The organism is Chromatiaceae bacterium, assembly GCA_024235395.1.
Taxonomy (GTDB): domain Bacteria; phylum Pseudomonadota; class Gammaproteobacteria; order Chromatiales; family Chromatiaceae; genus Thiosocius.
The window spans coordinates 1,421,564-1,443,760 of the sequence record JACKMK010000001.1 but is presented as its reverse complement, the minus strand read 5'-3'; the positions used below and the strand labels follow the sequence as shown (position 1 = coordinate 1,443,760).

Here is a 22,197-nt window from a genome sequence, read left to right as displayed (position 1 = left end):
GGATGCGCTGCCGCTTCAGGTCAGCGGATCGCTGACGACCACTTCGCGGTTGCTGCCGCTGAGCTTAACACGCGCACGCATCGCAGGATTCATGTAGACCGTTCCGTTGCTGTCGGTCAGCATCACGTAGCGCACGCCCATCATCTTCGCGACCCGATACCAGTCGCTGGCACCGGCTATGAACAAAGCATTGGCGGCCGCGGCGGCGGTGGTCGCATTCGGATGCAACACGGTTACCGACGCCGTGCCTTCGGCCGGATACCCGGTGCGCGGATCGATGATGTCGTGGTACAGCTTGCCTTCCCAGGTGAAGTTGCGTTTGTAGGATGCAGCGGTGAACACCGCCTCGTTGTCGCGGACCGGCAGTGTGGTGAACACTGCGCCGCCCTCTGGACTGCGCAGGGTCGCACTCCAGGGGTGGCCATCCCGTGAGCCGATAACCCGCAGATTGCCGTCGGCGCTGATGCTGGCATTGTTGACGCCCATCTCCTGCAGCCTGGCGACCGCCTGGTCGAGCGCGAAGCCGAGCTGGATGGCGCGAAAGTCGAGTTTCACCATGTGGTTGGACGACGAAACGCGAAATCCGTCGATGGTGACGTCCTGCATGCTGGGGTGGGCCTCGATCGCCTTGCGGATCAACTCTTCCGACGGGGGGCGCAGGCAGTTGGCCGATCTGCCCTGAAAACCCCAGGCGCGCACCAGATGGCCGATGGCCGGGTTGAAGAGACCGCCGCTTTCCAGCGAGAGCGACTTGGAGAGCCGCAGCAGCGGCAGCACAGACGGAGGTGCTGCGAACGCTGCGTCGCTCTCGTTGAACAGGGCATTCATGCGCGATACGGGACCCGGTTGCCAGGCGTGCCATGCGCGCTGCATGGTCTGCATGTCGGCCTCGAGCACGCGGGTGATTTCCGCTGCGCGCTGGCGATCCACGCCGATCAGCGTCAGATCGATCGTGGTATCGAAAGCAGTGATCCGGCCCCGAGACACGGGGTCGTTTCGGCCGCAACCGGTGAGGGCGACGAGCATCGCGATGATCGCCAATAGGGCACCGCAGCGCCGCGGCAGGGCAAGCAATCTCATACTGCGAGTTTCTGCTCGATGCGATCCATTAGGAGCGCGCTGATATTGAGGCCGTAGATCTGGTCGAGTTCGCGGATGCAGGTCGGGCTGGTGACATTAACCTCGGTCAGGAAGTCGCCGATCACGTCGAGGCCGGCAAACAGAATGCCCTCCTCGCGCAGCCGCGGTGCCACAGTCTCCACGATCTCGCGGTCTTTGTCACTCAGCGCGACGCCGACGCCGCGCCCGCCGGCTGCGAGATTTCCTCGGTTCTCGCCGGCCGCCGGGATGCGTGCCAAGGCATAGGGGACGGGTTCGCCGTCGATCACCAGGATGCGCTTGTCGCCATCCCGTATCTCGGGAATGAAGCGCTGCGCCATCGCGTACCGCGTACCGTTTGCGGTCAGCGTTTCGATGATCACGTTGCGGTTGGTGTCGCCGCTACGCACACGGAATATCGATGCGCCACCCATTGCATCGAGGGGCTTCAGGATGGTGTCTTGATGCTCGTCGATGAAGGCGGTCAGGTCCGCATGGGTCCGCGTCACCAGCGTCGGGGGGCAGATCTGGGGAAACCAGGCCGTGTACAATTTTTCGTTAGCGTTGCGCAGGCTTTTTGGCCGGTTGACGACCAGGGTGCCGCGTGATTCGGCCTGTTCCAGCAGGTGTGTCACATACAGGTACTCCATATCGACCGGTGGATCCTTACGCATCAGGACGGTGTCGAGTTCGTCGAGTGGACGTGTCTGGTGGGAGCCGAGCTCGAACCAACCAGCCGGATCGTCGCGCACCTGCAGTGGCCGCATCCGCGCAAAAACGCGCCCCGAACTCAGCGCCAGATCGCCTTGCTCCATGTACCACAGCGGCCAGCCGCGCCGTTGAGCTTCCAGCAGCATTGCGAAAGTACTGTCCTTGTGGATCTTGATCCGACTGATCGGGTCCATCACGACGCCGAGCGAAACTTGCATGCTTTACCTGCCTGTGTGGCCAAAGGGGCTTCAAAACCGCGCATCCCGGCCGTTACTGTTGCCGGGTCGTCTATATTAGGGGCGACGGCGGGTCTTGGGGGCTTGCTGTTTTTTTGATGAAACCTGTACTCCCGACCCGGCGCGTGTTGCGGCCTTCATGCAGGGTGAGATGCGCGGCTGGAGGGCCGATGATTGATTTCTCAGCGATTTTAAAAGCAGCGCTCCCGGTGATCAAAGTGTTGGCGAGGGGCGTTGCTGTCATTGTTTTTGGCGCGCTACCGGTGGTCGCTGCGTCGGCAGACGACAGCTACCTGGATATGCTCGACCAAGAAGCCTCTAAGGTCGAGGCCCGACCGTCCGATACACAAAATGACGGCCCTGGCGGTTCCAGCAGAAGCGGTGAGGTCGGGACGATGTCGCGCCAAGCTTTCGAGGCGGAACTCCGCGACCGGCACGTGGGCACTTACAGTTTCTACGGGAAGTTGCCGGAGCGCAGTCGCGAGGAAATCTACCTCGATTACCAGCGTGGCGCGTCCTTGGAAGCGCTGCGTGAGAAGATCATAGAGAGGTATTTGCATCCGTGATGGTGGACTTTCGCTTTAAAGCAAGCAAATCGGGATATGCCACAGCGCTCTCGACAGCCGTGTTGATGACCTTGGTACTGGTGGCCGGCTGGGTGGCCGCGAATAAGGCGACCGCGGACGAGCTGCAGATCGGTGAATCCAAGGATTTCATCCCGCTGATGAATGGCAAGCCGTACCTGCACGTGATCCACGAGGGCCGTTCGGTAAAGGTACAGCGTGTGCAGGATCCCAACTACGAGCTCAAAGGTTACTTCGCGAAGACGGCGCGGAAGTGCCCGCCGTTTTGCATTCAGCCGATCGCACCGTCGGCCGGGGTCCAGGCAATTGGCGAAGTGGAGCTGTTCGATTTCATGGAAACCCGGCTGCGCGACGGCAGTGGACTGCTGATCGATGCACGTACCGAGTCGTGGTTCCGGAAAGGTACCATTCCGGGCTCAGTAAACTATCCTTTTGCGCTGTTTACCAAGCAGCCTGACGACCCCGATCTCGCCGAAGTGCTGAAGTCGTTGGGCGCCAAGCCGCGCGGTGAGATCGGCGCCATCGAGGGCCTCATGGAGGAGTGGGGTCTGTCGGAAAAGGGACAGAAAACCAACACCTGGGATTTCACCGACGCCAAGGAGCTCGTGCTTTGGTGTAACGGGCCGGCGTGCGGGCAATCGCCACGAGCGATCCGTGGGCTGGTCGAGATCGGGTACCCACCGGCGAAACTCAAGTACTACCGCGGGGGCATGCAGATGTGGCAGCTCTGGGGGCTGACGACGGTCGTGCCGCGTCAGTAACTTTATTGGTGATTCAAGCATTCACAGGGGACAGCGTGTGAGCAGTGACGACGCAGTTGATATTGGCGGATTGAAAGTCATGGTGATCGACGACAGTAAGACGATCCGTCGTACCGCGGAAACCCTGCTGACCAAAGCCGGGTGCGAGGTCCTTACCGCCACGGACGGATTCGAGGCATTGTCGATCATTGCGGACAATCACCCAGACCTGATCTTCGTCGACATCATGATGCCGCGCCTCGACGGCTATCAGACCTGCGCACTGATCAAGCACAACGAGTTGTACCGCAATATCCCGGTCATCATGTTGTCCAGCAAGGACGGGCTGTTCGATCGTGCGCGCGGGCGAATCGTCGGTTCGGAGCAGTATCTGACCAAACCTTTCACACGTGATGAACTGCTCGGTGCGATTCGAAAGCATGCCGTCAGTCAGTCTGGCGGGGACCAATCAACAGACGCGAAGGCACAAAACTAATGGCCAAGATCCTAATCGTCGATGATTCACCCACGGAACTGCATGTGTTGACCAAGATCCTGCAGCAGGGCGGTCATGAGGCGCTGACTGCAGCGGATGGCGAATCCGGTATCGCCACCGCGAAATCGCAGGGCCCGGATGCCATCCTGATGGACGTAGTGATGCCGGGACTGAATGGTTTCCAGGCTACACGCAAGCTCAGTCGTGACCCCAAGACCCAGCACATACCCGTGCTGATGGTAACCACCAAGGATCAGGAGACCGACCGTGAATGGGGTATGCGTCAAGGGGCGAAGGGGTACCTGGTAAAGCCGGTCGATGGCAAGGAATTGCTGCAGAAAATTACTGAATTGCTGGGTTGACTGCCGTGCTTGGTCTTGCTGAATCAACACTCACAGCTGCCGATGCGCTGGACGTGCTGGTAGAGATCGAGCAGCGCAGCAATGCGGCTGCGGAGCGCCTGCCCCAGTCGGCGCCGATCTCGGATATCTGGGACGGGTTGGTATTCACCATTGCTGGCGCCCGTATGGTGTCGGCGATGAATGAGGTCAGCGAGATGCTGCCCTGGCAGGAGCGTATCACGCGGGTGCCGGGTTCCAAGCCGTGGATGCTCGGCCTGGCCAACGTGCGCAGCAGCCTGCTGCCAGTGATCGATATGCAGGTGTACATCGGTGGAAAGCCGATCGTGCCATCAAAGGCGACCCGAATTCTTGTGGTGCGTTTACGCGGAATGGTGGTCGGATTGGTGGTCCCCTCGGTTCAGGGGATGCGGCACTTCAATCTGAAGGACAGACTGCCGAATGCAAGGATGAAAGGAGCTTTGGGTGCATACGTATACGAGGCTTTCGACACGGATGGCGACATTTGGCCGGTTTTCAACATGCATGCGCTGACAGCGGATCCGGATTTCCGGTCCGCTGCTGCGAAATAAGGGGGCCGCGAGGCGCGCGATCGACAAATCTGCAGCGACCGGTAGCGGGCGTGACTCGGGTTTGGCGGTGCAATGCCACTAATCGCAGGATAAGAAACAGATGAAGAGTTCGCTAAGGAAGAAGGCTACCGGCAACCGCGCGGTAGCGATGTTGACCACACTCGTTCTGCTCGCTGTCGTTGGTGCCATCGTCGCATTCGCCATTGTGTCACGCAGTGAGGATCACGGCGAAAAATACCTGGCGCGCGTCTACGAACAGCAGGTGCTGGGGCAAAAGATCGCCAAGTACGCCCTTGAGGCCTCGGCGGGTGACCAACCGTCCTTCGCGCTGCTGCGGCAGTCAAGCGATCGCTTCATCACCTTGATGGAAGAGCTCAAGAACGGCGCTCCGGACACACAATTGCCGCCTTCGCCAGACACGGTAAAAGGCCCCCTGCGAGATGTGGAAGACCGCTGGTTGGCGTTGCGGGCTTACGTTGACGAGATTCTGCTCAATCAGAACGCGATCCTGTCGACCCGAGAGTTCGTCGGCGTCATCAACCAGACTATCCCCGAGCTGCAGTCGGTTTCCGAAGACGTGGTGCGGGTTTTGGTCCGATCCAAGGCGGAACAGCAAGACGTCTACGTGGCATCGCGTCAGCTGATGCTGGCGCAACGTTTGCGCGACAACGTCAGCCGGGTGCTCGAAGGCGGCGCGCAGTCCGCGGCTGCAATCGATCAGTTCAGCCAGGACGCAGACCGTTTCGGCCGGGTGCTCAACGGCATGCTGGCGGGCGATGCCGGTCTGAACATCTCGCCGATCAACAATGACGAGGTAGAGGGCAAGCTGGCCGAGGCATCGAAGCTGTTCCGTCTCATCAACGATCACGTCGCCGAAATCATCGAGACGACGCCGAACATACTCCCGGCGCTGGAAGCGACCGGCGAAGTGGCTTCCGCATCCGACGCACTGGATGTCGCAACCCATGAACTCGCTGCGGTGTTCAACAGCGGGGCCTACAAGCCCATGTTGGGACCCGTTCCGATCGACACGATATTGGTGACGGTGCTCGGTGTGCTGGCGGTCCTGTTGCTGCTCGCCTTGGGAGTTGCATTGCTGCGTGATTCGAAGGCGCGAGAGCAGACTTCAGACCAGCAAAACCTGCGTAACCAGGCAGCCATTCGGCGTCTGCTCGATGAGATGGTCGACCTGTCGGATGGTGACTTGACCATCGAGGCGACGGTTACCGAGGACATCACCGGAGCGATCGCCGACTCGGTCAACCAGGCGGTCGAAGAGATGCGTAGCCTGGTAACCACGATCAACGAGACGTCCGTAAGGGTGTCGGCTTCGGCCCAGGAGGCGCGAGGTACTGCACTCCGCCTGGAGGAAGCATCGGACCATCAACGTAACCAGATCGAGAAGGCTTCGGAAACAGTACGCGCGATGTCCCGTGCGATGGGTGAAATGGCGGAAAACGCCGGCGAATCCGCAGCAATTGCGCAACAGTCGGTGGAGATCGCCGCGGCGGGCGGCAGTACCGTACGCCGTACCATCGCAGGCATGGACAACATCCGCGACCAGATCCAGGAGACATCCAAGCGCATCAAGCGCCTCGGGGAGAGCTCACAGGAGATCGGAAACATCGTGGAACTCATCGAGGATATCGCCGACCAGACCAACATCCTGGCGCTCAACGCCGCGATGCAGGCGGCCATGGCCGGTGAAGCGGGCCGCGGTTTCGCGGTGGTTGCCGACGAAGTGCAGCGGCTCGCCGAACGCTCGGCGAACGCCACCAAACAGATCGATGCGCTGGTACGTACCATCCAGGCCGACACCAACGAAGCGGTCAGCTCGATGGAGTCCAGTACCTCCGAGGTGGTCAGCGGCGCCAAACTCGCTGAGGATGCCGGTGAGGCGCTGCAACGTATCGAAAAAGTATCCCAGGAGATCGCTAAGTCGACCCAGGATATTGCGTCACGCCTGCAGCAGCAGTCGCAGGACGCAGGCTCGATCAACAACGCGATGGATGTCATCCAGGAAATCACAGGGCAGACCTCGGAAGGCACCGAACAGACCACGCAATCGATCGAGAACCTGGCCAAGATGGCCGAACAGCTGCGTCAGACGGTTGCGCGTTTCAAACTGCCCGATGACGACGCGATGGAAGGCTGAATAGGGACCCGCTTGCATGCTGCCAGAACTGCGACAGGACCGAAGTGCGCTCCGCTGGATTCGCGGTGAGCTAGACCAGACGTTGCGCGAGGCGCGCGCGTCGCTTGAAGATTTCGTCGACGGAGAGAACAACCGACTCGAACAATGTGTCGGGTTGTTGCATCACGTACACGGCGCATTGGAGATGGTGCAGGTGTACGGCGCAGCGATGCTCGCCGACGAGATGGAGCAACTCGCACTCGCGCTGTCCCAGGGGCAGGCGAAGCGGGTCGAACCCGCCGCCGAAGCATTGATGCTGGGGATGGTGCAGCTACCGGCTTATCTCGAAAAAATCGAGGGAGGTGGTGCCGACATCCCGCTGGTGTTGTTGCCGCTGATGAACGACTTGCGCGCGGCGCGTGACGCCCCGCTGGTCTCGGAGACATCGCTGTTTGCGCCCAAGCTGGACGCCGTGATCGCCGCAGAGACCGTGCGCCCCGGTTCCGGCAACCGTGAGCTTCCCAAACTTGTCGGGAAACTGCGCAGCCGCTACCACCGTGGCCTGTTGAACTGGATCCGGAACCAGGACGTCGAGGAATCCCTGGCGCAGTTGCGCGAGGTGCTCGATACCTTGAACAGTGCCGCCGGTACCACGCGCCTGCGCCGCCTGCTGGACGCCGCCGAAGCGCTTGCCACCGCATTGGCCGGCGACAGCGAGGCGCCTGCACTTGCAGTCAAGCCGTTGTTCGGCAAGCTCGATCGGGTTTTCAAGCACGTGATCGACCAGGGCGAAGAGTCGGCGATGCTGGAGTTTCCGGTCGATCTGCTGAAGAACCTTCTCTATTACATCGCCCGGTCCAATTCCACCGATCCCGCTGTGCTGGCAGTCAAGCACTCGGCCGATCTGGTCAATACCTTCCCCGAACATCAATCGGACGGCAGCGTGCTCGGGTCGCTTGGCGCGCCAGACCGGGAGTTGTTTGATGCCGTGAGCGAGGCACTCGCGCAGGATCTGCGCGAGGTGAAGGATCAGTTCGACCTGTATATTCGAAGCGACCGCAGCCAGCTCGAAAGGCTCACCGCGCTGGCAGCGCCGATCCAGCGTATCGGCGACACGCTGGGCATGGTCGGTCGAGGCGATCTGCGTACGCGTCTCAAGCATCGTTGCGACGAACTGCATGAGGTCGAACAGTCGGCGCAGCCGCCGGCCGAGGACCGCCTGATGGCGCTGGCCGCCGACCTTTTGCACGTCGAATCCTCACTTTCGAGTCTCGGCGATGACGAGGGGGTGAAGGACGCCGGCGAGGCCGCCGGCGGCGGCACATCGCTGTCGCATGGCGAGATGCAGCAGCATGTCCGGGCGGCGATCGAAGAGGCCTTGGTGGAACTTGCCAAGACCAAGGACACGATCCTCGAGTATCTGGACAACCCCACGCCGAGTGCCGCTGAGCAACTCGACGAGGTACCCGCGCGCCTGCACGCCGTGGCTGGTGCGCTGCAGATGCTCGGTCTGTCCGAAGCCGGCCAGTTGCTGCTCGATCTGAAACCGTACATCACATCGTTGCCATCCAGGCAGACGGGATTGCCGGATGCGCAGGAGCGGGATGCGCTGGCGGACGTGGTGATCAGTGCGGAACTGTATATGCAATCGGCGATCGAGCCGGGCAGTGATCGCGGCAAGCTACTGCAATACGCCGAGGCTGCTTTGGATCGTCTCGGGTTACGCAGCGAAGTCGAGGCGGTGCCTGGAGCCCCCGTGCTTCAGGAAGTGGCAGAGGCGGAGGCAGCCGAGGCGGAGTCAGTCGAAGAAGCCGGTTTGGAGGAATCCGATCAGGCGGACGACGCGTCTGCACTGGCCGCGGATGCGGTTGAGGCGCCTTCCGAACCGCTACAAGACGTGTCCGACGAATTGTCGCTGGACCTGGAGGCGGTCGAAGAACCTGCCACCGTCGAGGAAACGCCGGACGCCGGCGATCAACTGGAAACCGCGGTAGACGAGCCCGGTGCCCAAGCCGCGTCGGTCGAATCCGACTCGTCGGCCGAGACCGCCGCAGAAACCGGATCCGCACCGGTCATCGAGCCCGAGGCGCCGCCTGCGGTCGACACCGAAGAATCGGACGTCGAAACGGTCGATTCCGAGATCCTCGAAATATTCGCCGAGGAGGCCGACGAGGAGCTACAGGTCATCCAGGAAAATTTCCCGAAGTGGCGCAGCAATCTCGACGACCGCGAGTCCCTGGCCACGATCCGGCGATCCTTCCACACGCTGAAGGGCAGCGGCAGGATTGTCGGCGCCATGAACATCGGCGAGTTCGCCTGGTCGATCGAGAATCTCCTCAACCGAGTCATCGACGGCACCGTGAGTACCACGCCCGAATTGTTGGCGCTGCTTAACGAGGCGGTCGATACCCTGCCGACGCTGGTTGCCGAGAGCCAACAGCGTGGTGGTACGGATACCGACGTGTCGGCGTTGTCGGCGCGTGCCTTCGCGGTCGCCGCGGGCGAGACCGTCCCCGCCGTCGAACCGCAACAGGCTGCGGCAGACTCGCCGCCAGTCGAGGAGGCCGTCGAGGAGGTGGTCGACGAGCCGTCGGCAACGCTCGATGTGCCCGACGAAGTCGCGTACGAGGCCGTCGCCGAGCAATCGGTGGAGCCTTCGGACGAAGAGCTACAACAGGCGGACGACGAACTACAGGTCGAAATCCCGGAGGCGTTCGTCGCGACCGATATCGCGGTTGATTCGGATCTCGCGCCGAACACCGTTTTCGAGCCGCTCGACGCGCCGGAAGAACATGGTGTGGCCGACGGCGACGTTGTCCTCGAGCTGGAGCCGGTATCGCACGAGAACGAGCAAATCGAGATCGCCTCCGTGCCCGAAGATGCCGTTGAGTTGCGGGACGACGGGTCCACTGACAGCTCGTCGGATGCCGAGGCGGCATCCGTCATCGAGTCTGCCGAAGAATCGATTCTGACTGCCATCGACGTACAGGACTCCGATTTCATCGAAGCCGACACGGCATCCGTCGGCGCTGGCGACTCCAGTCTGAACGCGGTGTTCCTGAACGAGGCCCAGGGTCACCTTCAAGTCCTGGCCGACTTTGTCGCGCACTGCACGGACCAGAATCAGACTTGCGATTTCAACGAGGGAATCCGCCGTGCGATGCATACCCTGCGTGGCAGTTCGCGCACCGCGGGCGTGGATTCGATCGCGGCACTCGCCGGCGACCTCGAGCAACTCGGAAACCTGATGCACGACGAGGGCCGTCAGGCGGACGCGCCGATGCTCGAGCTGCTGCGTCGTAGTCATCAGGCAATGACGGAACTCGCCGCAATGGTCGAGGATCCGCACCGCGAAGTGCCAAATTGGGAGCCCCTGCATCAAGAGATTGCGGCGTTGGTGGACGGTATTGCGCATCACACGTCGCCGGCCGTTGAATCAGCGGCCGAGCCTCAGGTCGAGGTACCGCCTGCACCGACTCCGACTCCGACTCCGACTCCGGCACCTGCGGCTGCGCCGGCGCCGGTGGCAGATGATGTCGATCCCGAGTTGCTGGAGATCTTCCTCGAAGAGGCCAAGGAGTTGCTCGAGGCCTTGGAGGGAGAGCTGTCCGAATGGGAATCGGCACCCTCCGGCGATCGCCAGGTGGTCGCCAAGCTGCAGCGCACCCTGCATACGATGAAAGGTGGCGCGCGACTGGCCGGCCTGATGTCGATCGGTGACCTGAGCCATGCGTTGGAATCCGCGTTTGAAAGCGTCGTCGAGCAACGAACTGGCGGCGACGCACGGCTACAGGGTCTCGTTCGATATTCGACCGACGCGCTCGCACTGGACATCGATGCGCTCGTGAAGGGTGGGGGGCTCTACGCTCACCCGGATCTGATCGAACGACTCGAGGCGGCTGCGCACGGCCGTCCCTGGGACGACCTCGCGCCATCCGGTACCGCGGCGCTCGATACCGAACCGGCGCCACGTCTCGAAGCAGTGGAAACGGCGAGCGACGAGGCCTCCTCGTCGTACCAGCCCGACAGCCAGGAGCTCGACGTCGAGTCCGCATTGCTTGACGAGGGTGCGGGCGCCGCGTTCGAGTCGGAGTCGGTGTTGCGTCCGGCGGGGAGCGCGTTTGCGGTGTCGTCGCTGGTCGAAGATGGCGACGAGGATTCGGAGCTGCTGGCGGATTCGCAGCTGATGACCGACTCGGAATTGCTCGGCGACTCGAGCTTTCTGGTCGAGGACGACGACGGCCAGTTTGTCCCGGCGGTAGGCCACGAATCGACCGTGGTGCAGTTCCCCGGCGGGGAGCAGTTCGTCGAAAACGACGGGTTCGTCCCTAGGCGGCCGCTGCCTGAAGAGCCCGTTGCGCCGGCGTCAGGCGGTGAGCGGGTGCGCGTCGCCTCCGAGGCGCTGGACAACATGGTCAACAACGCGGGCGAGGTGAGCATCTATCGCGCCCGCATCGAGCAGCAAAACAGCAGTTTCGCCTTCAACCTCGGCGAACTCGGCCAGACCATCCACCGACTGCGTGGGCAGCTGCGCGACCTGGAGCTCGAGACCGAGGCGCAGATCCTGTCCCGGCATGAACGCGAGGGCGAGACGCTCGCCGATTTCGACCCACTGGAGATGGACCGCTACTCGACCATTCAGCAGCTCTCGCGAGCGCTTTCGGAGACCGTCGAGGACTTGTCGAACCTTGGCCAGTCGTTGAGCGACCTCAGCCGAGACACGGACACCCTGCTCTTGCAGCAGGCGCGTGTCACCACCGATCTGCAGGACAGCCTGCTGCGCACCCGGATGGTGAAATTCTCGAGCCGCGTACCGCGGCTTGAACGCGTGGTTCGCCAGACCAGTCACAGTGTCGGCAAGCAGGCGAATCTCGATGTCGTCGGTGGCGAAGAGGACATGGACCGCGCGATTCTCGAGCGCATGATGGGCCCGCTCGAGCATCTATTGCGCAACTCGGTGTCGCACGGCATCGAGGATGCCAACACGCGGCTTGCGAATCGTAAACCGCCGCAGGGACTGATTACGCTGCAACTGGCACGAGAGGGTACCGACGTCGTGCTCACTCTGTCGGACGATGGTGCGGGCCTGGATCGCGCACGCATCCGTGCCAAAGCGGTCGAGCGTGGTCTGCTGGACGAAAACATGTCGGTGGAAGACGACGACCTGTTCCAGTTCATACTCCAACCCGGGTTTTCGACTGCCCAGGAGCTGTCCCAGGTGTCGGGCCGCGGCGTCGGCATGGATGTCGTGCTCACCGAGGTCAAGCAGCTTGGTGGCACCCTAGAGATCGCTTCGCAGTCGGGTTACGGCACCAGCTTCACGATCCGCCTGCCGTTCACGCTGGCGATTACCGACGCGCTGCTGGTGACACTGGGCGAAGATATCTACGCCGTACCGCACAGCAGCATGGACGGCGTGGTGCGCATCGGTCTTGATGAGCTGCGTGCGATCTACGCAGGGGAGCAGGAGCATTTCCACTACGGCGGACGTGACTATGTAGTCAGGTACCTGGGTAGCATGCTGGGCACGCATGCCTCGCATCTGCCGGATGGCGTGCGATGGATGCCGCTGCTGCTGGTGCGCTCCGGCGAACACCGGGTGGCCATCCAGGTCGACAGTCTGCTTGGTAACCGCCAGATCGTCGTGAAATCGGTAGGGGCGCAGCTCAGCACAGTCCGCTGGTTCACCGGTGGCACGATCCTCGCGGATGGACAGATCGCCCTGATACTCGATACGAACAGCCTGGTACGGATAGACAGCACCCAGCAGGGCGTCCTCGAACCGGAGATGGCGGAACCCGAGAGCAAGGGCGTCTCGGTTATGGTGGTTGACGATTCGATCACCGTACGTAAGGTCACCAGTCGTCTGCTGGAGCGCCACAATATGCAGGTCGTTACCGCGAAGGACGGGGTCGACGCGGTGGCATTGCTCCAGGAGCACAGACCGGACGTCATGCTGCTGGACATCGAGATGCCACGCATGGATGGTTACGAGCTCGCACGGCACATGCGCAGCACGCCTGAACTCAGTGACATCCCGATCATCATGATCACCTCGCGCAGCGGCGACAAGCACCGCAACCGCGCCTTTGAGTTGGGCGTCAAGCGTTATCTGGGCAAGCCTTACCAGGAAGCCGAGTTGCTCGAAAACATCTATACCGTTCTCGCGGATACGGCGTCGTGAGCAGGCTGGAAAGCGAGATCCGCTGCATGCTGATCCCGATGCGTGAAGGCAGAATGCTATTGCCCAACGCAACGGTGGCCGAGATCATCGGATATCGCGAACCCGACCCGATTTCTCACCCTGTTTCGTGGATCCAGGGCCAGATCAACTGGCACCAGCGCCGCATACTGGTCGTGGATTTCGAGCGCCTCCTGGGGCGTCAGGTCATCGGCGCAGGGGTGCGCCAGCGAATCGCCGTTTGCTACGGCCTCAACCCGGAGAAAGGGTGGCCGTTACTCGGTTTGGTCGCGCAAGGCATACCGCGTCTGTTGCGCGTCAATAGAGAGGTGATCGATGCGGCGCGCAGCAGTCAGCCGGGCAAGGCTCCGGTGCGCATGACGCTGTGGTCGGGTGGTGAAGAACTGTTGGTGCCGGACATCGATTATCTGCAATCACAGTTGCCGGCCGCCTGAGAAGACCGGACGGTTCAGCGAAAATCCCCCCAGAGCGTCTGGATCGCCGCGATCGCGGCAAGCGGAGCCGTCTCGGTTCGCAATATCCGTGGGCCCAGCCGCACCGCGATGTAGTGGTGGCGCTCGGCGAGCGTGCATTCGGCATCGCTCAGCCCGCCTTCCGGACCGACCAACAGATGGATTGGGGTTGTCGGTGCCGGCAGCGCGTGCAGTCCCGTTTGTGCGCCGTGGTGCAGCATCAGCCCTTGCGGATGGGCTTCCAGCCATTCCGCAAGCCCGGTCGGCTCGTGTAGCACCGGCAGTCGACTGCGACCGCTCTGTTCACAGGCACCGATCAGGATGCCGCGCCAATGCGCCATGCGTTTGTCGCGGCGTTGTGCATCCATCTGCACGATACTGCGCTCAGTGGTCAGCGGCCAGATCGTGGCGACGCCCAGTTCGACCGATTTCTGGACGACAAAGTCCATGCGTTCGCCGCGCGATATGCCAACCGCGAGACCGATCGGCAACGATGCTGTGGCCTCGGTCGACCGCACCCCATCGATACGCGCGCGACAGCAGACACGGTCGCAGTGTGTCAGTTCGGCCGCGAAATCGGTGCCGCTGCCGTCGAACAGGATGACCTGGTGGCCGATACGCAGCCGCAGTACCTGGCTGACATGACGGCGGCTGCGGTCGTCGAGTTCCACCTCGGATCCGGGGGTAAGCGGTTGTGCGACAAATAGTCGGGGTTCGCGCATGCGGTCAGACTCGGGTGCCGCTTGGCGCAGCGTCCGTGCCCGCGTTGGGCGGGTGTCGATCGCGGATCAAAGGGACGATCGATAGTGCCATTGCCCGTCAGGGTGCGGCGTTGTCCAGGCCGAGGTTGTCCCAGATCGCCAGGGTGGGTTCGGCCTGATTCATCGTGTAGAAGTGCAAGCCGGGGGCGCCCATATCCAGCAGGCGCCTGCACAGACGGGTGACTACCTCCGTTCCGAATGCACGGATGCTGTCGGTATCGTCGCCGAATGCTTCGAGGCGTTTGCGCAGCCAACGCGGTATCTCGGCCCCACAGGCATCGGAAAAACGCACCAGGTTGCTGAAGTTGGTGATGGGCATGATTCCCGCGACGATCGGTATCTCGATGCCGCGTGCAAGGCAGGCGTCGACGAAGCTGCCATAGGCGTCCGCGTTGTAAAAATACTGGGTGATCGCGGCGTCGGCGCCAGCCACCACCTTCCGCTGGAAGTTGTCGAGGTCCTTCTGAAAATTCGGTGCCTGCGGGTGCATTTCGGGGTAGGCGGCGACCTCGATGTGAAACCGTGTCCCGAACCGCTCCCGGATCAGCGACACGAGTTCGTTCGCGTGATTGAGGTCACCAATGGCCCCGCGCCCCGCACCCGAAGGCAAATCACCGCGCAATGCGACGATACGGTGAATTCCCTGGTTGGCATAACGATCAAGGATCGCCAGCAATTCATCGCGGCTGCTACCGACGCACGAAAGGTGCGGCGCGACCTCGATCCCCTGTGCACTGATCCAGTCCACCGTGGCGAAGGTGTTGCTCTGGGTGGAGCCGCCCGCGCCATAGGTGACTGAGAAGTACGCCGGGTTGCGCGCGTTCAGTGCAATTACGGTGTCGCGGAGTTTTGCGATACCGACCTCTGTCTTGGGTGGGAAAAGTTCGAAGCTGAAGATCTTTTCGGCTGGTTGCGGAAAGGTCATGGCGCGAATCCTGCGTATTCAATCGGGCGTGATCGCCAATGCTGAGCGACGGACCCGCGACCCGTCTTGCGCGGTCGCGGGTTGTCGGCAGCAATCCTGGGTGCTGTGTATCAGTAGCGGTAGTGATCCGCCTTGTACGGTCCCTCGACCGGCACGCCGATGTAGTCGGCCTGGTCCGTCGTCAGCACCGTCAACCTGGCGCCGATCTTCTGCAGGTGCAGGCGCGCGACTTCTTCGTCCAGGTGCTTGGGCAGGATGTACACCCCGATCGGGTAATCGGCCTGCTTGGTGTACAACTCGATCTGGGCCAACACCTGGTTGGTAAACGAGTTGGACATCACGAAACTTGGATGGCCGGTTGCGCAGCCGAGGTTAACCAGGCGTCCTTCGGCGAGCATGATGATGCGCTTGCCATCCGGGAAAATGATGTGGTCCACCTGCGGCTTGATGTTTTCCCACTGGTACTTGGCGACACTCGCAATGTCGATCTCGTTGTCGAAATGCCCGATGTTGCAGACGATGGCCTGGTCTTTCATCGCCAGCATGTGGTCGTGGCGAACGATGTCCTTGTTGCCGGTGGCGGTGACGAAGATATCGGCGACTGGTGCCGCGTCCTCCATCGTGACGACGCGGTAGCCTTCCATGGCCGCCTGCAATGCGCAGATCGGGTCAATCTCGGTGATCCAGACGGTCGCCCCGAGACCACGCAGCGATTGCGCGGAACCCTTGCCGACGTCGCCGTAGCCGCAGACGACCGCGATCTTTCCGGCGACCATGACGTCGGTGGCGCGCTTGATGCCGTCGACCAGCGATTCGCGGCATCCGTACAGGTTGTCGAACTTGGACTTCGTGACCGAATCGTTGACGTTCATCGCCGGGAACAGCAACTGACCCTTCTTCAGCATCTCGTACAGCCGATGCACGCCGGTGGTGGTCTCTTCAGTCACGCCGCGGATCGATTCGGCCATGCGGTGATAGCGTTTGGGATCCTCGTCCAGGCTGCGTTTCAGTACGCCGAGGATGACTTTCCATTCGTCGGGATCGTTTTCCTTCGGCGACGGAACCGCCCCGGCATCGGCGAATTCGACACCTTTGTGTACCAGCAAGGTCGCATCGCCGCCATCGTCGAGGATCATGTTGGGCGCCTCGCCGTTCGGCCAGTTGAGCACCTGCTCTGTGCACCACCAGTATTCTTCGAGCGTCTCACCCTTCCAGGCATAGACCGGGATGCCGGCCGCGGCGATCGCCGCCGCGGCGTGATCCTGGGTGGAGAAAATGTTGCACGAACACCATCGCACCTCGGCGCCGAGTTCCACCAGGGTCTCGATCAGCACGGCGGTCTGGATGGTCATGTGCAGCGAACCGGTAATGCGCGCGCCCTTGAGGGGCTTGTCCTTGCCGTATTTTTCGCGCAGGGCCATCAGGCCCGGCATCTCCGTCTCGGCAATGCGTATCTCTTTGCGGCCCCAGTCGGCCAGTGCGATATCGGCGACTTTGTAATCAGTGAACTCACTCATGGTCGTTGACTCCTGTTCAATAATCGTGAGTGAGCGCCGTTTATCGCATGCAAATCCATCCCCGAGCCTGGCCTGATCGACAGGTTGCAGCGCCCCTCGCGGTGGATTGGTAACCCCCTTTTAGCGTGCCGTGCCGGCAAAAACTTTAACCGACCCGTTATCCGGGGCGGAAGATTCTACACGTTCACCCCAGTGATGGGGCGATTTCGCCGAATGCCGTCCCTGCTGGGTGCGAAAAGCCTCCGAAGGCGTCTAAAAAGCCAAAAAGTTGCTGCCGTAGTGGCCGATTTTGCGCTATTTTCCGGACAAAGCCGCACAGACGGCCCGACACAGACCCCGATCGACGGGGCACGCAGCAACCCAGGAGGAAGTGATGGCAGAACCCGGCGTGGTCCGCCCGGACGGTGCGGACCCTCAGATCGAACCCCTTTTTTATCCCTCTAACCGGCTTGATTTCAGCGCACCCTTGCGGTGGCTGCGGCTCGGGTGGCACGACCTGAATCGTGCCCGGGCGCAGAGCCTCACGTACGGTACCGGCCTGGCGGTATTCGCCTTCGTCGTCGCGGCGCTGGTCTGGTCGGGTGGCAATGTGGTCGCATTGTTCAGTCTCGGGATGGCATTCATCCTGGCCGGGCCGGTGCTGGCATTCGGTCTCTATTCGATCAGTCGTCAGTTGGAGCTGGGTCGAGAGCCGCGACTCGGCGTGTGCTGGTCGGAAAGTCGCAATCATCTGCGCAACGAACTGTTGTTCGCGCTCGTGATGTTGGTTGTGCTGTTGGTCTGGGCGCGCGCCGCGTCGATGGTGCACGTATTCTTCCCGATCGGTGAGGACCTCGGTGTTGTCGGCTGGCTGGAATTTCTGGCGGTCGGCAGTGCGGTGGGTTCCATCTTCGCGGCGATCGTGTTCTCGTCGAGCGTGGTCGCTTTGCCGATGATGCTTGATCGTGGTACCGACGCGATCACCAGTGCCCTGACCAGCATCGGTGCGGTCCTGAACAACAAGGGCGTGATGTTGTTGTGGGCGCTGATGATTCTCGCCCTGGTACTGGTCGGCTTTGCGACCGCTTTCATCGGCCTGGTCGTTGTCCTGCCGTTGATCGGCCACGCTTCGTGGCACGCGTACCGGGAAACGGTGAAGGTTCCGGACTAGCGAGTCCGGCCCCCGCAGTCCGTGGCCGGCCCGAAATCATCGGCCGGCCACCTCACCTTCGTGCGTTACAGGCCAGCGGCGTCGCGTAGCTCGTCGGCCTTGTCGACCGCTTCCCATGTAAAGCCGGCGTCCTCGCGGCCGAAATGCCCATAGGCGGCCGTCCTGAGGTATTTGATCTTCTTGGCATTCAGCAGGTCGAGCATGCGCAGGATCCCATACGGGCGCAGGTCGAAATGCTCGCGAACCAGCTCGGTGATACGTTCGTCGGTGATGTTGCCGGTACCGAAGGTGTCGACCATGATCGACGTCGGTTCGGCGACGCCAATGGCGTAGGAAACCTGGATCTCACACTTGTCGGCAAGTCCTGCGGCGACGATGTTCTTCGCCACGTATCGGCCGGCGTAGGCGGCTGAGCGATCGACCTTGGACGGGTCCTTGCCGGAGAAGGCGCCACCGCCGTGGCGTGCGGCACCACCGTAGGTGTCGACGATGATCTTGCGCCCGGTCAGCCCGGCATCGCCCATCGGTCCACCGATCACGAAGCTGCCGGTGGGGTTGATATGGAACCGCGTATCTTTGGTCAGCAGGCCCGACGGATCGAGAATCGGTTTGATGATCTCGTCCATGACCGCCTCGCGGAGCGTGTCGCCGCTGAATTCGGCGGCGTGCTGGGTCGACAGTACCACCGCGTCGATCGAGACCGGTTTGCCGTCGGCATAGTGCAGGCTCACCTGGGATTTCGCATCGGGGCGGAGCAGCGGGAGAATACCTTTCTTGCGTACCTCTGACTGGCGTTCGACCAGCCGATGCGCGTATTGGATCGCTGCAGGCATCAACACGTCGGTCTCGTTGGTCGCATAACCGAACATCAGGCCCTGGTCACCGGCACCCTGTTCTTCGGGGCGCGAACGGTCGACGCCCTGGTTGATGTCGGGCGACTGCACGCCGATCGCGGTGAGCACCGCACAGGTATCCGCATCAAAGCCCATCTCCGAGCCGGTGTAGCCGATGTCGCGGATGACCGTGCGGATGACTTTTTCGTAATCCGGTTTTGCCGTAGTCGTGATTTCGCCGGCGATCACTGCCATGCCTGTTTTGAACAGGGTTTCACAGGCGACGCGGGCGTGCGGATCTTCGATCAGGATCGCGTCCAGGATCGCATCGGACACCTGGTCGGCCATTTTGTCCGGGTGGCCTTCGGAGACCGATTCGGAGGTGAAGATGAAATTGCGGGCCATCGCTTTCTCCTGGTTGGGACTTCGCGGCGATCTCAATGTTTGGGTGAGACAGGGCGCGGAATTCTACACGGTTGAGCAGGTGTGCGCATTCTGGAAGAATGGCCGGCGCCAGCAACCGCGAATCGGAGGAATCGTCGATGGCTTCGCTGCAGACGCCGGTGTGTGAATTCGGCACGCCCGCTCCGGACTTTAATCTTCCGGGTGTGGATGGTCGTACATGGAGTCGTGATCAGTGCAGCGGCGAAAAGGGTCTGCTGGTGATGTTCATCTGCAACCATTGCCCCTACGTGAAAGCGGTGCTCGAGCGGATCATCCGCGACGCGAACGACCTGAAGCCGCTCGGCATCAACTGCGTCGCGATCATGTCCAATGACCCGACCGACTACCCCGAGGACTCCTTCGACAACATGCAGGCGGTCGCGCAGAGCAAAAACTTTCCTTTCCCCTACCTGCTGGATGAAACCCAGGAGGTCGCCAAGGCATACGGTGCTGTCTGCACCCCGGACTTTTTCGGTTACAACGCGGCCGCGGAGTTGCAGTACCGTGGCCGGCTCGACGCCAGCCGCAAAGAGGCCGCCCCGGCCGATGCCCGGCGCGATCTGTTCGAGGCGATGAAGCAGGTTGCGGCCACCGGTCGCGGTCCGGAGGAGCAGATACCGAGCATGGGCTGTTCCATCAAATGGATCGGGCATTCCTGATTAATTAATGTAAATCAGTAATTTGCGCGCCATTCTGGTGCAGATTTCCTGGGTTTATGGGCGTATTTGAATATTCGGGGAGTCCCGTCTTGCCCCTCCAGAAGCGCCTGGGTGAGAATAGCCGACCTTTTTAGCTGACGGGGCTGGGGCACGTTGCCGGCAGAACGACGTCCCCACACAGGTGTAAAGCACCACCGCCTGAGCGCGGGGCACGCCCAGCAAACAAACGGATCAGTTCGCCTCTGCGCCATGCGCACAGAGGGCGGAGAATTCTTAGCCTTTGAAGGAGGGACTCATGTCCTCACGCAGAGAACTCGCCAACGCGGTCCGCGCGTTGAGTATGGATGCCGTTCAGAAAGCCAATTCGGGCCATCCCGGTGCGCCGATGGGCATGGCGGATATCGCCGAGGTTCTGTGGAACGACCACATGAAGCACAATCCGGCCAACCCCAAGTGGGCTGACCGCGACCGTTTCGTGCTGTCGAATGGCCACGGTTCGATGCTGATCTACTCGCTGCTCCACCTCACCGGCTACGATCTGACGATCGATGACCTGAAGAACTTCCGTCAGCTGCACTCGAAGACGCCGGGTCACCCGGAGTACGGTTATGCCCCGGGCGTCGAGACGACCACGGGTCCGCTGGGCCAGGGGATCACGAATGCGGTCGGCATGGCGATCGCCGAGCGCGCGCTGGCGGCACACTTCAACCGTCCCGGTCATGAAGTCGTCAATCACCACACCTATGTGTTCCTGGGTGACGGCTGTCTGATGGAAGGTATCTCGCACGAGGCATGCTCGCTGGCCGGTACGCTCGGTCTCGGCAAGCTGATCTGCTTCTGGGATGACAACGGCATCTCGATCGACGGCCATGTCGAGGGCTGGTTCACCGACGATACCCCGAAGCGTTTCGAGTCTTACGGGTGGCACGTGATCGCGGACGTCGACGGCCACGATCCGGCCGCGATCTCGAAGGCTCTCGAATTCGCCAAGGCGATGACCGACAAGCCGACGATGATCTGCTGCAAGACCACGATTGGTTTCGGTTCGCCGAACAAGGCCGGCACGCACGCCTGTCACGGCGCCCCCCTGGGTCAGGAAGAGATCAACCTGACCAAGGCGACCCTGGGTTGGGATCACGGCGCCTTCGAAGTGCCGGCCGATGTCTACAAGGGTTGGGATGCGAAGGAAAAAGGCGCCGCCGCAGAGAAGGCCTGGTCCGAGAAATTCGCGGCCTACCAGGCAGCCCACCCGGAACTCGCCGCCGAGTTCGAGCGTCGCATGGGTGGTGATCTGCCGGCGGATTGGGCGGACAAGGCCGGTGCGTTCACTTCAGCGTGTAACAGCGAAGCCAAGTCTCCCGCCACGCGCCAGGCGTCCTTGAGTTCCATCGAGGCCTACGCGGCCGCGCTTCCCGAACTGTTCGGTGGCTCAGCCGACCTGGGTTGCTCGAACCTTACCGAGTGGTCCGGTTACAAACCGATGCGTGGCGATATGCCCGCTGCGAACTACGTGAACTACGGTGTGCGCGAGTTCGGCATGTCAGCGATCATGAACGGCATCGCGCTGCACGGTGGTTTCATCCCGTTTGGCGCGACCTTCCTGATGTTCTCGGAGTATGCACGCAACGCGATCCGCATGGCGGCGCTGATGAAGGTGCGTTCGATCTTCGTATTCACCCATGACTCGATCGGCCTGGGTGAAGATGGCCCGACCCACCAGGCGGTGGAACAGATCCCGACGCTGCGCATGATTCCGCGGATGGATGTCTGGCGTCCCTGCGATACCGTCGAGACGGCAGTCGCCTGGCGCAAGGCCATCGAAAAGGACAACGGCCCGACCTGCCTGATCTTCTCGCGCCAGGGACTGCCGTTCCAGGCCCGCGACGACGCGCAGATCGCCAACATCGATCGCGGCGGCTACATCCTGCGCGACTGCGACGGTACGCCGGACGTGATCGTCATCGCCACCGGTTCGGAAGTCGGTATCGCGGTCGAGGCCGCGGCGGCGAGCAGCAAGAAAGTGCGCGTCGTCTCGATGCCCTGCACCAGCGTGTTCGATGCCCAGGATGCCGACTACAAGGAGTCGGTGTTGCCGTCTTCGGTCACCGCGCGCGTCGCCGTCGAGGCTGCAGTGACCGCGGGTTGGTGGAAGTATGTCGGTAGCGCGGGCAAGGTCGTCGGCATCGACACCTTTGGTGAGTCGGCCCCGGCCGGTGAATTGTTCAAGCTGTTCGGTTTCACCGCTGAAAACGTCGGCAAGGCAATCGACGAAGTGGCGGGTTGACCGAAAAGCATCTGACGGCGGTCGGGCTTCGCCCATGGCC

General features: G+C 61.9%; 17 protein-coding genes and 1 riboswitch. Of the genes, 11 read left to right on the top strand and 6 right to left on the bottom strand.

Features of this window, described 5'->3' with window-relative positions; genetic code table 11:
• Positions 1-15: 15 nt before the first annotated feature.
• Both H6955_06695 and gshB read right to left on the bottom strand, forming a co-directional pair.
• Positions 16-1,080 (bottom strand): FAD:protein FMN transferase, encoded by a 1,065-nt coding sequence (locus tag H6955_06695; GenBank protein ID MCP5313224.1) that lies wholly within the window; start codon positions 1,078-1,080, stop codon positions 16-18.
• Positions 1,077-2,027, bottom strand: a complete 951-nt coding sequence (gshB, locus tag H6955_06690) for a glutathione synthase (protein ID MCP5313223.1) — start codon at positions 2,025-2,027, stop codon at positions 1,077-1,079. Before gshB ends, H6955_06695 begins: the two co-directional genes overlap by 4 nt.
• Before the next feature lie 188 nt (positions 2,028-2,215).
• Here gshB and H6955_06685 point away from each other — a divergent pair, with 188 nt between their 5' ends.
• The 8 genes from H6955_06685 (at position 2,216) to H6955_06650 (ending at position 13,566) form a co-directional block, all read left to right on the top strand.
• Positions 2,216-2,611: a hypothetical protein gene (locus tag H6955_06685; protein MCP5313222.1), complete on the top strand. Its 396-nt coding sequence runs from the start codon at positions 2,216-2,218 to the stop codon at positions 2,609-2,611.
• Between the two features lie 65 nt (positions 2,612-2,676).
• Complete coding sequence (locus tag H6955_06680) at positions 2,677-3,390, top strand: rhodanese-like domain-containing protein (GenBank protein ID MCP5313221.1); 714 nt, start codon at positions 2,677-2,679, stop codon at positions 3,388-3,390.
• 79 nt (positions 3,391-3,469) lie between these two features.
• Positions 3,470-3,865: a response regulator gene (locus H6955_06675; GenBank protein MCP5313220.1), complete on the top strand. Its 396-nt coding sequence runs from the start codon at positions 3,470-3,472 to the stop codon at positions 3,863-3,865.
• Positions 3,865-4,227, top strand: coding sequence for a response regulator (locus tag H6955_06670; protein MCP5313219.1), 363 nt, complete (start codon positions 3,865-3,867; stop codon positions 4,225-4,227). Before H6955_06675 ends, H6955_06670 begins: the two co-directional genes overlap by 1 nt.
• Complete coding sequence (locus H6955_06665; protein ID MCP5313218.1) at positions 4,224-4,796, top strand: purine-binding chemotaxis protein CheW; 573 nt, start codon at positions 4,224-4,226, stop codon at positions 4,794-4,796. Before H6955_06670 ends, H6955_06665 begins: the two co-directional genes overlap by 4 nt.
• A gap of 262 nt (positions 4,797-5,058) precedes the next feature.
• A complete protein-coding gene (locus H6955_06660) occupies positions 5,059-6,951 on the top strand; it encodes a type IV pili methyl-accepting chemotaxis transducer N-terminal domain-containing protein (protein ID MCP5313217.1) in 1,893 nt (630 codons plus the stop codon).
• Positions 6,952-6,967: 16 nt separating this feature from the next.
• Positions 6,968-13,114 carry an Hpt domain-containing protein gene (locus H6955_06655; protein ID MCP5313216.1) on the top strand — a complete coding sequence of 2,049 codons (6,147 nt, stop codon included), beginning with the start codon at positions 6,968-6,970 and terminating at the stop codon, positions 13,112-13,114.
• Between the two features lie 26 nt (positions 13,115-13,140).
• The gene (locus H6955_06650) at positions 13,141-13,566 is read left to right on the top strand and encodes a chemotaxis protein CheW (GenBank protein ID MCP5313215.1); all 426 of its coding nucleotides are present in this window, start codon (positions 13,141-13,143) and stop codon (positions 13,564-13,566) included.
• A 14-nt stretch (positions 13,567-13,580) separates the two neighbouring features.
• Here H6955_06650 and H6955_06645 read toward each other — a convergent pair whose 3' ends face one another.
• The 3 genes from H6955_06645 to H6955_06635 form a co-directional block, all read right to left on the bottom strand.
• Positions 13,581-14,306, bottom strand: coding sequence for a 16S rRNA (uracil(1498)-N(3))-methyltransferase (locus H6955_06645; protein MCP5313214.1), 726 nt, complete (start codon positions 14,304-14,306; stop codon positions 13,581-13,583).
• A gap of 97 nt (positions 14,307-14,403) precedes the next feature.
• Complete coding sequence (gene metF, locus H6955_06640; protein MCP5313213.1) at positions 14,404-15,270, bottom strand: methylenetetrahydrofolate reductase [NAD(P)H]; 867 nt, start codon at positions 15,268-15,270, stop codon at positions 14,404-14,406.
• A 110-nt stretch (positions 15,271-15,380) separates the two neighbouring features.
• Positions 15,381-16,787, bottom strand: a complete 1,407-nt coding sequence (locus H6955_06635) for an adenosylhomocysteinase (GenBank protein MCP5313212.1) — start codon at positions 16,785-16,787, stop codon at positions 15,381-15,383.
• A gap of 24 nt (positions 16,788-16,811) precedes the next feature.
• Positions 16,812-16,891, bottom strand: a riboswitch (S-adenosyl-L-homocysteine riboswitch).
• A 269-nt stretch (positions 16,892-17,160) separates the two neighbouring features.
• Here H6955_06635 and H6955_06630 point away from each other — a divergent pair.
• Entirely contained in the window at positions 17,161-17,937 is a 777-nt protein-coding gene (locus tag H6955_06630) for a DUF2189 domain-containing protein (protein MCP5313211.1), read from the top strand.
• A gap of 65 nt (positions 17,938-18,002) precedes the next feature.
• Here the strand turns inward: H6955_06630 and H6955_06625 are convergent, their stop codons facing one another.
• Positions 18,003-19,175 (bottom strand): methionine adenosyltransferase, encoded by a 1,173-nt coding sequence (locus H6955_06625; GenBank protein ID MCP5313210.1) that lies wholly within the window; start codon positions 19,173-19,175, stop codon positions 18,003-18,005.
• Positions 19,176-19,312: 137 nt separating this feature from the next.
• On the opposite strand from H6955_06625, the gene H6955_06620 reads away from it, so the two are divergent.
• Positions 19,313-19,873, top strand: coding sequence for a thioredoxin family protein (locus H6955_06620; protein ID MCP5313209.1), 561 nt, complete (start codon positions 19,313-19,315; stop codon positions 19,871-19,873).
• Positions 19,874-20,168: 295 nt separating this feature from the next.
• Positions 20,169-22,157 carry a transketolase gene (tkt, locus tag H6955_06615; GenBank protein ID MCP5313208.1) on the top strand — a complete coding sequence of 663 codons (1,989 nt, stop codon included), beginning with the start codon at positions 20,169-20,171 and terminating at the stop codon, positions 22,155-22,157.
• Positions 22,158-22,197: the final 40 nt, after the last annotated feature.